Raw genomic sequence first — 13,763 nt, 5'->3', positions numbered from 1 at the left:
GACGTTGCCTTGACTAACCTGTAAGACTTCTACCGCCGTCTTCTTTTAAATACGACGACAATATCTCTCGATTGCCCTTGGTACACACTAGTATCGAAGCAGGAAACAAGCTCCCATCCTTCTTTGCCGAACTGGTTCAGTTGGGCGTCGAACTCTTCCCCGTCTATTTTACCTCCGAGAAATCCGCCTGTCTTGTACTTCCATGTTTTGTACTCCCACTGTTCCATCTGATCCATTCCTTTCTCGTAAATTCCGGCTGCCGGATCGGAGAGGAGGCTCCCCAGTCCGTATAAGTAAAATACGGATCAGCCCGGGAATTTCCTCATAAATCGGTCGGGGATGCGGACAAAGCCGTACTGCTCGTACAAACCGTGTGCGTCTTTCGTACCTAATATGCCCGACAACCCGCCCAGTTCGTCCGAAGATGTGATGCTTTCGATCAATTTTTTGCCGATGCCGGTTCCGCGGTAGGTTTCATCGACGTACACGTCGCACAGCCAGTACATGGTAGCATAATCGGTGACGACCCTTGCAAATCCGATCTGCTTCCCGCCGTCGTAAATCCCGTAGCAGAGCGAGTTTTCGATCGATTTGGCAATGGTTTCCCGGCTCCAGCGGTCGGCCCAGTAGCTTCGGCCTAGAAAGCCGCAGATCGCGTCGAGCTGCAGCAAGCTTTTATCGTCGCTAATGAGGAATTGGTTATAGGTGATGTTCATCGGAGATCCCTTTCAGAGTCCACTTCATCATCCACTTGTTCGATAAGCTGGTGAATATGGATGCCTAGTGCTCTGCAGATTTCTTCCAGAGTACTAAGGTAGATCCGGTCCGTGGTCCCCCGGCACAAATGGTTGATCGTTCCTGGCCTCATATTCGTCATAACGGCCAACTGTCGCTGTGACATATTTCGCTCATCTAATATTTCTTGCAATCTCAGTCTAATTTTCATCTTACTCCACCTTTCAGGCCACAAATACGATATATAGACATTCAGATTAAATTCTTCAAAAAAACAGTTGATTGTAACGCTACAACGTCATATAATGAAAGTGTAACGTTACGGCGTCACGGAATTACCTGGCAATACAAGATTCATGGAGGCAAGCAAATGGAATCGGTACAAAGCGCATGCCAAAAGCTGAACGAAAAAGAAACAAGACTGTTGCAGCAAATTCGGACAGCCGACGCTTACTTGCAAGTTTGTATGGATCACACCTATAAGCACGGTCAAAGCTGCGATGTCAACACGGCGGAAGATATTATGACGGCGATTAACGATATTAGCAATGAGCTTCGGACAGAGCTGTTGTTTGTGCGTTTTGAAAAGGCGATTGCCGCTGGCCGGACGAATCCAAGCCCCTCAATCTCTCCAATCGAGCAGGGGAGTTAATCTTTTGAAGCCAATGAATGCCTGAGTTCATTGGCTTCTATCGTTGTTATCCATTGTAAAGGATTCTATACGAATAATAAACGCAGAGCAGCAAAAACCTCCTGCCGGTTGATCCGGAAGGAGGTTAGAGCGCCGCAGCATGGGGTATGGGATAGCCGTGCAACAGCTGAAACGCAACCGATTTTGATTTATTTGAACACGTACGTTTTGCCCAGCGCCTCGCTGACTTGCTTGGCGTAGAAGTCGAACGTTTCCTTGCCGCGATATTTGGTCATGATTTCTTCGCGGTATTTGGGCCAGTTGGCGCCTGATTTTTCTTCGAACAGCAGCTTGGCATGATATTCATACAGCTTCGTGCGGAAGTCGCCGATATTAACTCCGGCCGGTGGCGCCGCGCTGATCTGGATCGATGGAATGTACTTGTAAGACTTGATCGTCTGCAAAATTTGACGGTCCCGGTCGGTCATATCCGGGTCGACGACGGTCAAGCCGACACGCTCCGGCTCGTTAACGCGTGTGAAGAAATTCCAGATATTCAGGAAATCGCCCTTATCGATAATATCCGATTTGATGGCGGCTTTGTTCAGCGTGATCGTATCGCCGTTTTTCGTGTAATGCTTGCCTTCCAGGCCGTAGTGGGTCAGCAGGAAGCCTTCCGGACTGGCCAAGTAATCGAGGATCTCGACGCTGCGCTTGACTTTCTCCGGAGCTTTGGCCGCCACTGAGCTTGGGAACAGGAACGGAGAGCCCGGCACGTTTTCGGTCCAGATGCCCGTATCTTTAAACGGGTGGAACGGAACCCAGTCGGCGTTCGGATTAATCGATTTCGTTTTATTGGAATAGCTGGTCGCCAGACTGTCGAGCGCAAACTTCTCGTCGGACAAAATAATACCGACCTTGCCCTGAACCGCCTTGTCGATATGCTGCGTCCCTTTGTTCAGGAACCAGTCCGGGTCGACGATCCCTTCCTTCATCATCTCGACGACCTCGTCGAATACTTTCGCCAGCCGGATATCCGACTGCGTATCGACGAACTGGTCGCCTTCCAGCATAAAGCCGCCGATCAGTCCGTTTTTGATCCATTGCGGGAAATCGTAGGAGAGCTGCCTTCCGTTGCCTGCGGCCGAGAAGCCGTACGTATCCTTCTTGCCGTTGCCGTCCGGATCGTTAAATGTAAACGCGCGCATCACGTTCATCATCTCGTCGTATGTTTGCGGCACTTTCAGATTCAGCTTGTCAAGCCAGTCCTTGCGCACATAATACGAACGGTAAGCCCGGGTCGCGTACGGATAAGGAGCCCGGAAGAAGCCGTTTTCCACCGCATATGCCTTCAGGTTTTTCTCTTCGAACCAGTACTTGAAGTAGTTCGGCATCGTCTGGGGGTTGACGAACGGAGTCAAGTCCGCGAGCAGGCCGTCCTTGGCGAACTTCTGCGAAGCGGTGCCGGTCGCGAAGAACATGTCCGGAGCATCGCCTCCGGCCAGGGTGACGTTGATCTTGCTGTCGTAATCGGTACCAGGCGACATATGCTGCAGCTTCAGCTCGACATTAAACTTCTCCTGAATGGTCTTCAGCACGAAGTCGTCTTTCTGCAAATTCGTATTCGGCTCGCTCGTGACGAACCAGTTCAGCGTCAGTTTCTCCTTCGTGCTGCCTGCCGGCTGCTGGGCGGCGGGCGTACCGCCTGCGCCGTTCGAATTGTCCGCCGGTTGTCCGCCGCAGCCCGCGAGCGCGAGCGACAGCGCCAAGCTTCCGGCAAGCGGAATAGTGAGCGGCTTCCATGTTCGGGATTTCGGTTTCAAGCTGGACCCTCCTTGTTAGTTGTGTACGAACCCAGCATGCCATATGAGGAAACGCTTGCAAACTGTACTTTCGTCGAAACGGTGGCCGGAAGCACTGTACTTTTGCCGATTTACTGTACACGATCGGAAAAAACCGTTAGTACAGTACGTTTTTCATCCGGTATTCCTTCGGCGTAGTGCCGAACTTTTTCTTGAACAGACGGAAGAAATAGCTTTGGTTGTCGAAGCCGACTTTCTCCATAACGGTGTTGACGCTATATTCCTCCTGGACGAGCAGACGCAACGCATGATGAAGCCGCACCTCGGTAATGTATTCCGGAATCGACAATCCCACCTGCAGCTTAAACAGCTTGCTTGCATGAGCGGGCGACATTCTTACGGCGGTGGCGACCTGCTGAAGGCAGAAGGCCGGGTCTGCATAACGGGTGTCTACCATTTCTTTGACGGTATCGATCATCAGCCGGTGAGTCAGCTCGGCAGCGGTCGCTTTGCTGCTCTTCAACGCTTCGCCGATCGCGTCCAGCACGTATCGCTTCGCTTCGTCTAGTGATTCCGCAGCGACAAGCCGCTGAACAGCCTGCTGCGAATCGTAGGGGAGCTGCTGCACCCGGCTTGCGTTCATTTCCCCGAATGTCCGGCTCAGGACGGCGGACAGATGGAATAGTCCGTACATCATATGATCGCTATGCAGCCGGCGGATCGTCCCGAACCATTCGTCGATACAGGCGGACGCCGTCTCCCGGCTGCCCGACTTGAGCGCCTCGGCCAGCTTCTTCTCGAGTGCGGGGGAAGGCTCGTATTGACCGGCGAGCCGATTCGGCTCCACTGATTCGGGGGTGATGACGGCCCGGCGGCCGAAAATGAGCTTGTACTTGGCCAGCTCGATCGTCTGTCCGTACAACCGGCTGACGTCGCGATATTGATCGCAGGTGGAGCTTACCGCCGCGGTTAAGGAAATATGATAATACCGTTGCACCGTATCCTGGATCTCGCCGAGTTTGGCCAGCAGCGGAGCGGTCCAGCTCGCCTCCGGATCGTCCAGCCGGATCAGGGCGACCAGATGGTCGTGGCTCATGTCGATGACAACCGTGCGGTGCAGGGAGGACAGCATCTCGCCGGCGATGTTGCTTACGGCAAACTTGTAGGCGCTTCGGTCGCGCTCCTCGACATGCCCTGCGAATTCACGGTAATTGTCGAATACAAGCTGCACCGCCAGAAGCTTGGAGCGCTCCCCGAGCCGGAAGTCCAGCTGTTCCTCGATTTCGATAATATCAAGCGGAGACAAGCTTCCGCTGTCGGTAATCCACTTTTTGAACAAATACGTCTGGACGATTCGTCCTTGTGCGTGCTGCTCCGACACTAATGCCTGCATTTTCCCGATCGCCGTCTGGAACGCGCCGGATATATACGCCCACTCGTCCTTCCGGCCTTCAGGCCCCGGGGCCGTCTCGCGGAGCTGGCCGCGTATCGTCCGCAGCAGCATCTCGATCGGACGGTACAGCTTGAAGGAAATCAGCACCGAACCGGCCAGGGAGAGCAAGAGGAATAAGCCGATCAAGGAAAACGAGATCCACCGCATTCGTAAAATATCCCGGAATACTTGATCGTAAGGCTGTAGGCTGACGACAGACCAGTCGTTCGCTTTCGAGGCCATGTAGGAGACGATCGATTTGCTGCTGCCGCTGCCGCTGACGAACAGATTGGCCGTTGTCCCCGTTTGGCTCATGCGTTCCCGGACGGCATGGCTGAGACCGTCGCCCGTCGTCCATCGCTTCGCTTCCGGATCGTACATGTAACCGTCGCCGTTCATGAGCAGCAGCCGGCCGCTGCCGCTGCCGTTCAGCTTGCTGATCGCTTCGAGCTGGGCGAACAGCCAGTCCGGCTTCACATTCACGATGACGGCGCTGTACGTCCCGTCCGGAGAAGCTTTGGACCCGAATAAGAAATAGGAGAAAAAGTCGATCTCGCTTTGGCCGTCCGGAGTCGGGCGGGTGGATACCGGAATGAGCTTCAGCTTGGGAATGTCGGGATTGGCTTTTCGGTATTGGTCGATCGTGCCGTTAATGCCTTCCGTTGTGCAGGGCAGGATCGCATTTGGCGCATAGGAGTAGTAACAGCCGTTTACAGAATTGTAGACAGCGACGGAGTGCAGGAACGGGAACGACTTGGCGACCCGCTCCAGTCCTCCAATATGCTGATACAACATGTACGTTTGGGTAATGTCGTCATTCATCAAACTATTAACATCCGGATCGAAATAGGCGGATATGGCTGCGTTTTTCACCAGCTCGTTCGCCGAGTCCACACTGTACACGGTCTGAGACAACATTTTCTCGTTGGCGCTCTGCTGGATACGGAGTACCGTTTTCTCGGTATTCGCATACAAAGTTACGGTTGCGCCGATCAAGACGACGATAAGCAGCACCGATACGGACAGCAAAATCGTAAACAAATATTTTCGCGAACGATAGCTTTGAGAAATGTTCATGATGTCCCCTCCGGACCTCATCATACCATGAAAAAGCTTCGCTGCGCACGTTGTGCACAGCTGGTACCGCCTACGCACGAACCTGCTGCTCTACAGATTACACGATGCCTTCATCGTGAGCTTTGCGTGCGGCTTGCACACGGTCGCGTACGTCCATCTTGGAATAAATGCTGGAGATGTAGTTTTTGACCGTTCCTTCCGACAAATACAGCTTCTCGGCGATCTCCCGGTTCGACAGCCCATCCGATACGCACTGCAGCACCTGCAGCTCCCGGTCGCTCAGCCCGTAGCTTCCCGGCGTATCGCGTCCGCGGTCGTCCGCTTCGCACGACGGATCGGCCGATCCGCTGGACTGCAGCCGGGATACGAGCATCTTGGCGATATCCTGGGGAATCAGCGTCCCTCCGCGGTGCACCCATTTGATGCCTTCCGCGAGCTCCTTCGGATGAATCGCTTTGAGCAGATACCCTTCAGCCCCGGCTCCCAGCGCTTCTACGACATAATCGATCTCCTGGAACGTCGTCAAAATAATGACGCGGATATCCGGCCAGCGGGTTTTCAGCTCGCGGGTCGCCCGGACGCCGTCCATCTCCGGCATGCGCACGTCCATGAGCACGACGTTGGGGCGGACGGTCTCGATGCGCTCCAGAGCGGCCCGGCCGTTCTCCGCCATGCCGACGACCTCGATATCCGGGTCCATATCGAGCACGATATGCAAGCTTTCCCGGATCAGGTCCTGATCGTCGACAAGCATCAGCTTGATTTCTTTATCGTTCATCCATCATCGCTCTCCTTTTAGGTTGGATTGGGCTATCTATCATGGGCAGGCGCGCGCCCGGCCGTCAGTCAAGGCCCCGCCGCCAGCGGAACTTTGCATATAACGGTCGTGCCCTCGCCTTCCCGCGAGTCGATCTGCAGCGTGCCCTGCAGGGCGGACAATCTTTCCTCCATGCCGCGGAGTCCGAATCCCCGGTGCAGACCTTCGTTCCCCTTGCCGTCATCCTGCACTTCAAGCAACAGCTGGTGAGGCTCGAACAGCAGGGAGATCTGAATCGACTGGGCCATGCCGTGCCGTTTGGCGTTGGTGAGCGATTCCTGCAGACAACGGACAAGCGTCAGCCGGGTCTGCTTCGGAACGTTCGCTTCGACTCCCTGGGTCCGGAAGACGACACGCGTTCCCGTGTGGGTGCCAAACTCCCGGGCGAGCCGGGACAGGCGCTGCGAGACGGTCTCGTCGTCTTCATTGGGCGATATCTGATGGATGCTCCGGCGGATCTCGTCCAGCCCGCTGCGGGTTACGTCACGCAGCACGTCGAGCTTCTCCTTGGCTTTCTCCGGCGCCGCCTCCATCAGATACGACACGGCGTCCATGCCCATGATGACGGAGGTGTACGTATGCCCGACCGTATCGTGAAGCTCGACGGCCAGCCGGTTGCGTTCCTCGAGCAGCGTAATATGTTCGATCTGGCTCGCATACTGCTCGAGCACTTTATTTTGTTCGCGGATCAGCTCGTATAACGTGGCGTTTTCGTCGAGCACCTTTTGTAATTGCATATTGGAAGTAAGCATCCGTTGAAGCGCTACGCCGATTCCGAACAGCATGGCGAAATCGATCAGCCGCTCCAGAAAGGAGATGAAGTGATTATCGTGAATCAGCACCCCGATCATTAACGGGAAACACATAACGAAGAGCACGCCCGTGAACGGCAGCAATTTGCGGTTCGACAAAAAGCCGACGAGCAAAGTAGGGATCAGAATCAGGCTCGTGTCCTGTCCCACCTTGGCGACCAGGTAAAACTGCATAAATCCGCTCGTTAGAAATACCGCGGCTGCAAACCCCGGTTTATTCGTATACCCGGGCCGCCAGAAAACAAGCGGAACCGAATAGGAGGCGAGCAGCAGCCCGAACATCGTGAAAAAGGGGATGTCTCCGAAAATGTCCGGCTTGAAAAACAAATAAGCCATCCCAAGCGCAATCCATAACGTGTATACGATAAAAAGCATCCATTCGATCCAATGCCACGGTTTCCGTTCCACCATCATCCCGGGTAGCTCCTAACTGCAGTCCTCTATTCCCTGCGCCGCTCGGCGGGTCATCCGTTGTGTGTGCCTGCACGGTCTTACGTTCCCTTGTATTGTAACCGATTAGGAAACGGTTCGGGTAGTGCCGCCCGCCAGCAGTTCATATGACCGATCTATGACTGCGATCACCTCGCTCCTATGACTTTTCCGTCGTTGGTCCAGCCGTACGTCATTCACACCCCCTTATAGCGCGGGCAAGACGGGATGTGTACAATAAAGGATGGGAAAACTCTGGAAAATGAATCGGAGGGAGTTCAAACTTATGCATATGACCAAATATGCCGGTATCGTCATCGGCAAGATTGCGCTTGCGTTCATCTTCGCGTTTCTGCTGACGCTGGTCGCGATGATTCCGGTTGTAGCCGTAGTCGGCCTGACGGGAAGCGGCGATTGGACGCTGGATGCGATGCTGAGCGATCCGTCGTTTACGTACGGTTCAATGATCGCCCAGGCGGCGGGATTTATGGCGGCGGTGCCGCTCATGTTTGTTCTATTCGACAGGAAGGCAGGCTGGTCGCTCGGCTGGAGACAGCGCGGAGCGATGAAAGAGCTGCTGAGAGGCTCGGTACTCGGCATCGTGCTGATCAGCATCGTATTCGTTCTCATGTTGGCCGTCCAATCGGTCAGGATTACGGGAGTCGCGACCGGTGCGGCGGTATGGACGGAACTTGCCGGCTACTTACTGCTGTTTGCGCTTGTGGCGATTAATGAAGAGCTGTTCAGCCGCGGGTATGTGCAGGGCGTCATTCGCCACCGGTTCGGTCCGGCGGCCGCGATTATTTGCTCATCCCTGTTTTTTTCCGTTCTGCATGCCTTTAATCCGGGAGCGCTGGCGAATCCGCTGCCCTTGATTAATATTTTCGCGGCCGGCTTGCTATTCGGGATCAGCCGGGAGGTGACGGGAGGCCTATGGCTTCCAATCGGACTTCACTGGACCTGGAACTTCGTCCAGGGCAACGTATACGGCTTCGAAGTATCGGGGACGGATGTCGAGTCGGTGCTGAGGCTCGAATCGCCCGGACCAGCCGCGCTGTCGGGAGGGGCGTTCGGAGCGGAAGGAAGCCTGATTGCCACTGCAGTGATCGGCGCGGCTGCTTACTGGATATGGAAGCGCGGCGGAGGAACGCCGGACGGGAGAAAAATCCGGAAAGGAGAATAGGCGGAAGCGCGAACGTATATGCTAGAAAGTGCGGCCCGAACTCGGAGCCGGAGCCCGCAAATGCGGACATCCGAGGAGGATACTTATGATGTGGCTGACACTCGCGCTCGGGTTGTTTATATTTCAAATCGCCACCATCCTGCTCTTGGAATTCCGCAATCCGGCCAAGGCAGTGGCGTGGCTATCCGTCTTGTTCGTTCTGCCGATCATCGGCTTTATCATGTATTACTTTCTGGCTAAAAAGTATACGAGGCGCAAACAGATGCGACGCAAGGAACGCCGGGTCATTGCGGAAATCAGGCGTGCTCTCTGGCACAAGGCACGCAAGGCGGGGCCCGGGGATGCGGTCCGGCGCTGCGATATTTACGGCGAGCACCGGCTGCTCGGCTTGCTGAACAACATACCCGGCTCGCCGATCATGGCTTGCAACAGCGTCGAGATCTACAGCGACGGCGAATCTACATACGAAGCGATCTTGGCGGCGATGGAACAGGCCCGCTCCTTTATTCATGTCGAGTATTACATCGTGCGGGACGATGAGATCGGGAAGAAGTTCCAGCAACTGATGATGCGCAAGGCGGCGGAAGGCGTACCGGTTCGTCTGCTGTATGACGGGGTCGGCAGCTATAAGCTGAGCGGGCGTTACGTGAAGGAATTGAAGCGGGCGGGGGTGGAAGTGTACGGCTTCCTGCCTCCGCTGATCGCGTTTTTTGACAAGCGGCTGAACTACCGCAACCACCGCAAAATAGTCGTTGTCGACGGGACGGTCGGCTTTTTGGGCGGGATCAATATCGGGGACGAATATTTGGGGGCCGACCCGGCTCTCGGCTATTGGCGCGATACACATATCCGGCTCGGAGGTGACAGCGTCTATTATTTGCAGCATACGTTTGCTACCGACTGGGTGTTTGCGAGCGGCAAGACGCTGCTGGACCCGATGTATTTGCCGGAGCACGAATGCATGGGGGAGGAGACCGTGCAACTGATTGCAAGCGGTCCCGACGCTCCCTGGTATGCGGTGCAGGAAGTGTTTTTCGGAGCGATGACGGCGGCGCGGAGCCGGATCTATATCACGACGCCTTATTTTATCCCGGACCCAAGTATTGCCATGGCACTGAAGACGGCAGCGGTCAGCGGAGTCGATGTGCGGATTATTTTGCCCGGCGTGCCTGATGCCAGAATCATTCACTGGGCTTCGATGTCGTACGTACACGAGCTGATGCAGGCGGGCGTCCGGTTTTACCAGTATCAGAAAGGCTTCGTCCATGCTAAAACGTTGATCATCGACCGGCTGCTTGCTACGGTAGGAACGGCGAATATGGACATGCGCAGCTTTTTCAGCAATTTCGAGATTATGGCCGTTTTGTACGACCGGGACACGATTGCCCGTCTGGAGCGGGATTTTATGACGGATATGCGCAACAGCAAGGAGATCCTGCTGTCCGAATTCGAACGGCGCTCCAAATACGAGCGGGCGAAGGAGCTGGCGGCCCGGCTGCTGGCCCCGTTGTTCTAAACCGCCGCGAATGAATACCGTGAAAAGATAAGTGGCAAATGTCACAGCGGCCGGGAGGAATATAAGCGATCCGAGTCGAACTATGTCGTATATCACCGCATATATCGACATCGACGGGGGGAGTTTCATGTGATCACTTTAACCGGAGCCCGGCAGCAGCAGGTGGCTTATATCGGATTGACCGATGCCGATCTGGCTTTGCTGCATTCCAAAAAAGAGCAATTTGAACAGGTGGTTAACGTTCTGGTCGATGAATTGTACGACCGGATTACGAAACAGCCCGCCCTGCAGCGGATTATTCAGGCCCACAGCACGCTGGATCGTCTGAAGGAGACGCAGAGATGGTATTTCGTGTCGATGGCCTCGGGAACGATTGATGAGGAATATATTCAGCGCCGGATTATGGTCGGCCAAGTGCACTCCCGGATCGGTCTGACCACGGATTGGTATTTGGGCACGTACATGCTGTATCTTCAGATCGCTACGGAACAATTTCAGCGGATTATGCCGAACGATTGGCAGAAGGTCATCTACTCCCTGACCAAAATGTTCAATCTGGATTCTCAGCTCGTGCTCGAAGCATATGAGATGAGCGAGCAGTTGAAGCTGGAGAAGCTGGCTCAGGATCAGAGCGAGATGCTTCGGGGGATTACCGTAGCGGTGCAGGAACTGGCCGCTATGATGGTGGAGCTGGGAGAGAGCAGCCAAGCCGTCGCCGAAACGGCGGATCGCACGGCGTCATCGCAGGAGCATGCCAATGAGCTCGTCAAGCAGTTGACGGCGGAGATTAACGCAATCGACGAGATGGGCGAGCTGATGCAGGAAATATCCGACCAGACGCATCTGCTCGGCTTGAATGCGGCGATCGAAGCGGCGCGGGCAGGCGAGCACGGGCGCGGCTTCGACGTGGTCGCGGGCGAAGTGCGGAAGCTGGCGTCCCGGTCGAAGGAAGCGCTTGTACAGATCGACACCAAGCTGCGGACGATCAGCTCGATGCTGGAGCGTGTTCGCACCGAATCGGATCAGACGGCTGCCCATGCCCGGACGCAGGCGACCAGCTCGAAGGAATTGTCTTCATTCGTCCTGATGATCGAACGCGTGACAGCGGAGCTGGAGAACTTAAAGAAATCGGCGGATTGAAGCTTCGAACCGGACGGGAGCTGTCCCGGTATCCAAAACGAAAGGACCTCAACCTTCACAGTAGTAAAGTGGGGGAGGAGGTCCTTTTTTTCGAAGACATCAAGTTCGAAGTGGGGGCGAGCATTTGAGACGCCCCCTTTGTAACGTCCAATCGTGGGCTTCAGTTTCCTTTGCCGATAACCGACAACACATGATCAAGCGATTGAGGCGGCGACGAGGCGATCAGATCGCCCTTCCGGCGAAGCCGCTCTTCCATGTTGAGCAGATGAAAGTCGCGCGGATCGACGTTTGCCTCGACCTCGCTCCATTCGAGCGGAGCGGATACGGAGGCCGCTTCGCGCGCTCGCGGCGTATACGGGCTGGAAAGCGTCTTTCCGTACCAATGCTGCAAATAGTCGACATAGATCAGGTCGTCGCGATTTTTTTTGAGCCTTTCGATCGTGAACAGCTTCGGATGCTGCTGGGTCAAATACTGGCCGAGAAAATGGCCGATCTGGCGGAGCTGCTCGAACGTATACGGCTTGGCGAGCGGGATGTACAACTGGACGCCGGTGGCGCCGGACGTCTTGGGAACAGCCCGGATATTCATCTTGTCGAGCGCTTCTCCGATCAGATGGACCGCCTTCATAATCCGCGGCTCCCGATCGAGGGAAGGGTCGATGTCGATCAGCCATTCGGCCGGCAGCATGGACCCGATCCGGTGGAAGGACGGATGGAATTCGAGGCAGGCCAGATTGCCGAGCCACAGCAAGGTCGGAATGGAGTCGAGGTGCACGTATTGGATACCGTCCAGCGGCGCCAGACGCACGAACTCGGGAATCGGCTCCGGACAGTTTTTCTGGTAAAACGATTTGCCGTGGATGCCGTGAGGGAACCGGATCGTCGTCAGATGGCGGTCCCGGCAATACTTCAGCAGATAAGGAGCGAGTGCGAGCAGCTTCTCCAGGTAAAGCAGCTTCGTAATCTTTTTCTCCGGCCACAGCAGCTTCTCCGGGTTGGTGATCGTAATCTCGTGGCCTTCAACGGTTACCGAGCCTTTTGCCGCCGTCGCCATCGCCATTCTCCCTTTCTAAAGTGGATTGAATCGTCCAACCGGTCACGTCCGCGTCAAGCCAGCGGCTATCAGGTTTGTCCGAACGAGCAGGTGCCCTTTAGCTGCCCGGCGTCAACCTCGGCAAATGACTGTATGCTCGGATGCCGCATGATTCCATCCGGCGTCCACTCGAGAAACTGCACCTTGACGACAATTTCCGGGCGTATCCAGAAGGCGTCCTTGCTTCGCTCCGGTTCGTTGCGGAAGGGACGTTCCCGGACGAACATCGTCTGAACGCGGGCCGTCAGCCGCTCCCATTCGGCCATCGTGACTTTGCCGGTTCCGGCATGGCCGATGTAATACAACGTTCCGTTCTCATCGTACAACCCGAGCAGAAGAGCGTTTACGACTTTGCCCCGGAACGTAACTCCGCCGACTACCGCATATCTGTCGTGATACAGCTTCACCTTTTGCCAGCGTCCGTCTTTGCCGTCCAGCGGGTAGGTGCTGGTCAAATCTTTGCAGACGATGCCTTCCATGCCGTGGGCTTTCATCACCTCGAGCAGGGCGGAGGGATCGGGGTAATTTTTAACCGTTTGAACCCGTTCCCCGGGGATGATGATTTGCTCCAGCAGTTGCTGACGCTGCTCAAGCGGCCGGCCGTTCACCCATTCGCCGTTGCAGTACAGTACGTCGAAGATCATATAGGTTACGGGCGTTTGCGAGACGGCCAGGCCGATTTTGCTCGCCGTTCGAAGCCGGTCCCGCTTCATAATCTCGTGAAACGCCGGCTTGCTTTGGTCGAGCGCGATCATCTCGCCGTCGAGAATGACGGAGGAGGCGCTGCAGTAGGACCGGATATCGGCGAATTCGGGGTATTGCAACGTTTTCTCGTTGCGCCTCCGGTTCCACAGGCGGGTCTCCAGTCCGTCAAAATAAACGAGCATCCGTACGCCGTCCCACTTGATCTGGGCAATCCAATTCGGTCCGGCAGGAAGCTTATCCGCCCGGATCGGCTCGAACGGGATGACCGGTTTTAAGTTCATGGTCCCGCCTCCGTTCATCGCATGCTAATAGGACGGTTAATCAAGTTAAAGGTAAATGCCGGTAAAGGAACGCCGCTGGAAGTCCGGATGATTGGATGAACGGGTAAATG

Annotated in this window: 13 protein-coding genes; 4 read left to right on the top strand and 9 right to left on the bottom strand. The window is 55.4% G+C overall.

What is annotated here, in order from left to right; translation table 11 throughout:
• Positions 1–29: 29 nt before the first annotated feature.
• The 3 genes from IDH45_RS21165 to IDH45_RS21155 all read right to left on the bottom strand — a co-directional run bounded on the left by IDH45_RS21165 (position 30) and on the right by IDH45_RS21155 (position 946).
• Complete coding sequence (locus IDH45_RS21165) at positions 30–236, bottom strand: DUF4177 domain-containing protein (RefSeq protein WP_223836848.1); 207 nt, start codon at positions 234–236, stop codon at positions 30–32.
• A gap of 69 nt (positions 237–305) precedes the next feature.
• Complete coding sequence (locus IDH45_RS21160; protein ID WP_190930130.1) at positions 306–716, bottom strand: GNAT family N-acetyltransferase; 411 nt, start codon at positions 714–716, stop codon at positions 306–308.
• A complete protein-coding gene (locus tag IDH45_RS21155; RefSeq protein ID WP_190930129.1) occupies positions 713–946 on the bottom strand; it encodes a helix-turn-helix domain-containing protein in 234 nt (77 codons plus the stop codon). The genes IDH45_RS21160 and IDH45_RS21155 overlap by 4 nt, the downstream gene beginning before the upstream one ends.
• Before the next feature lie 159 nt (positions 947–1,105).
• On the opposite strand from IDH45_RS21155, the gene IDH45_RS21150 reads away from it, so the two are divergent.
• On the top strand, positions 1,106–1,387 hold the full coding sequence (locus IDH45_RS21150; RefSeq protein ID WP_190930128.1) for a hypothetical protein: 282 nt from the start codon (positions 1,106–1,108) through the stop codon (positions 1,385–1,387).
• Positions 1,388–1,575: 188 nt separating this feature from the next.
• On the opposite strand, the gene IDH45_RS21145 is transcribed toward IDH45_RS21150, so the two are convergent.
• The 4 genes from IDH45_RS21145 to IDH45_RS21130 all read right to left on the bottom strand — a co-directional run bounded on the left by IDH45_RS21145 (position 1,576) and on the right by IDH45_RS21130 (position 7,720).
• Positions 1,576–3,189 (bottom strand): extracellular solute-binding protein, encoded by a 1,614-nt coding sequence (locus IDH45_RS21145; RefSeq protein WP_190930127.1) that lies wholly within the window; start codon positions 3,187–3,189, stop codon positions 1,576–1,578.
• A gap of 136 nt (positions 3,190–3,325) precedes the next feature.
• Positions 3,326–5,677, bottom strand: a complete 2,352-nt coding sequence (locus tag IDH45_RS21140) for a helix-turn-helix domain-containing protein (protein ID WP_190930126.1) — start codon at positions 5,675–5,677, stop codon at positions 3,326–3,328.
• A 97-nt stretch (positions 5,678–5,774) separates the two neighbouring features.
• Positions 5,775–6,455, bottom strand: coding sequence for a response regulator transcription factor (locus tag IDH45_RS21135; protein WP_190930125.1), 681 nt, complete (start codon positions 6,453–6,455; stop codon positions 5,775–5,777).
• A 68-nt stretch (positions 6,456–6,523) separates the two neighbouring features.
• Positions 6,524–7,720 carry a sensor histidine kinase gene (locus IDH45_RS21130; protein ID WP_190930124.1) on the bottom strand — a complete coding sequence of 399 codons (1,197 nt, stop codon included), beginning with the start codon at positions 7,718–7,720 and terminating at the stop codon, positions 6,524–6,526.
• 301 nt (positions 7,721–8,021) lie between these two features.
• Here IDH45_RS21130 and IDH45_RS21125 point away from each other — a divergent pair, with 301 nt between their 5' ends.
• The 3 genes from IDH45_RS21125 (at position 8,022) to IDH45_RS35030 (ending at position 11,574) form a co-directional block, all read left to right on the top strand.
• Positions 8,022–8,918, top strand: coding sequence for a CPBP family intramembrane glutamic endopeptidase (locus tag IDH45_RS21125; protein WP_190930123.1), 897 nt, complete (start codon positions 8,022–8,024; stop codon positions 8,916–8,918).
• 85 nt (positions 8,919–9,003) lie between these two features.
• Positions 9,004–10,434: a cardiolipin synthase gene (gene cls, locus IDH45_RS21120; RefSeq protein WP_190930122.1), complete on the top strand. Its 1,431-nt coding sequence runs from the start codon at positions 9,004–9,006 to the stop codon at positions 10,432–10,434.
• A gap of 129 nt (positions 10,435–10,563) precedes the next feature.
• On the top strand, positions 10,564–11,574 hold the full coding sequence (locus tag IDH45_RS35030) for a protoglobin domain-containing protein (RefSeq protein WP_190930121.1): 1,011 nt from the start codon (positions 10,564–10,566) through the stop codon (positions 11,572–11,574).
• A gap of 160 nt (positions 11,575–11,734) precedes the next feature.
• Here the strand turns inward: IDH45_RS35030 and IDH45_RS21110 are convergent, their stop codons facing one another.
• Together IDH45_RS21110 and IDH45_RS21105 are read right to left on the bottom strand one after the other, a co-directional pair.
• Complete coding sequence (locus IDH45_RS21110; RefSeq protein ID WP_190930120.1) at positions 11,735–12,628, bottom strand: DNA polymerase domain-containing protein; 894 nt, start codon at positions 12,626–12,628, stop codon at positions 11,735–11,737.
• Between the two features lie 68 nt (positions 12,629–12,696).
• Positions 12,697–13,653 carry an ATP-dependent DNA ligase gene (locus IDH45_RS21105; protein ID WP_190930119.1) on the bottom strand — a complete coding sequence of 319 codons (957 nt, stop codon included), beginning with the start codon at positions 13,651–13,653 and terminating at the stop codon, positions 12,697–12,699.
• Between the last annotated feature and the right edge of the window lie 110 nt (positions 13,654–13,763).

Origin of the sequence: Paenibacillus oceani, assembly GCF_014705615.1 — a bacterium.
Taxonomy (GTDB): domain Bacteria; phylum Bacillota; class Bacilli; order Paenibacillales; family NBRC-103111; genus Paenibacillus_AB; species Paenibacillus_AB oceani.
This window is presented reverse-complemented; position numbering and strand designations above follow the sequence as displayed.

Coding starts and splice junctions, on each gene's coding strand:
- IDH45_RS21165 (WP_223836848.1), bottom strand. CDS start 236: ATGGATCAGATGGAACAGTGGGAGTACAAAACATGGAAGTACAAGACA.
- IDH45_RS21160 (WP_190930130.1), bottom strand. CDS start 716: ATGAACATCACCTATAACCAATTCCTCATTAGCGACGATAAAAGCTTG.
- IDH45_RS21155 (WP_190930129.1), bottom strand. CDS start 946: ATGAAAATTAGACTGAGATTGCAAGAAATATTAGATGAGCGAAATATG.
- IDH45_RS21150 (WP_190930128.1), top strand. CDS start 1,106: ATGGAATCGGTACAAAGCGCATGCCAAAAGCTGAACGAAAAAGAAACA.
- IDH45_RS21140 (WP_190930126.1), bottom strand. CDS start 5,677: ATGAACATTTCTCAAAGCTATCGTTCGCGAAAATATTTGTTTACGATT.
- IDH45_RS21135 (WP_190930125.1), bottom strand. CDS start 6,455: ATGAACGATAAAGAAATCAAGCTGATGCTTGTCGACGATCAGGACCTG.
- IDH45_RS21130 (WP_190930124.1), bottom strand. CDS start 7,720: ATGATGGTGGAACGGAAACCGTGGCATTGGATCGAATGGATGCTTTTT.
- IDH45_RS21125 (WP_190930123.1), top strand. CDS start 8,022: ATGCATATGACCAAATATGCCGGTATCGTCATCGGCAAGATTGCGCTT.
- cls (WP_190930122.1), top strand. CDS start 9,004: ATGATGTGGCTGACACTCGCGCTCGGGTTGTTTATATTTCAAATCGCC.
- IDH45_RS21110 (WP_190930120.1), bottom strand. CDS start 12,628: ATGGCGACGGCGGCAAAAGGCTCGGTAACCGTTGAAGGCCACGAGATT.
- IDH45_RS21105 (WP_190930119.1), bottom strand. CDS start 13,653: ATGAACTTAAAACCGGTCATCCCGTTCGAGCCGATCCGGGCGGATAAG.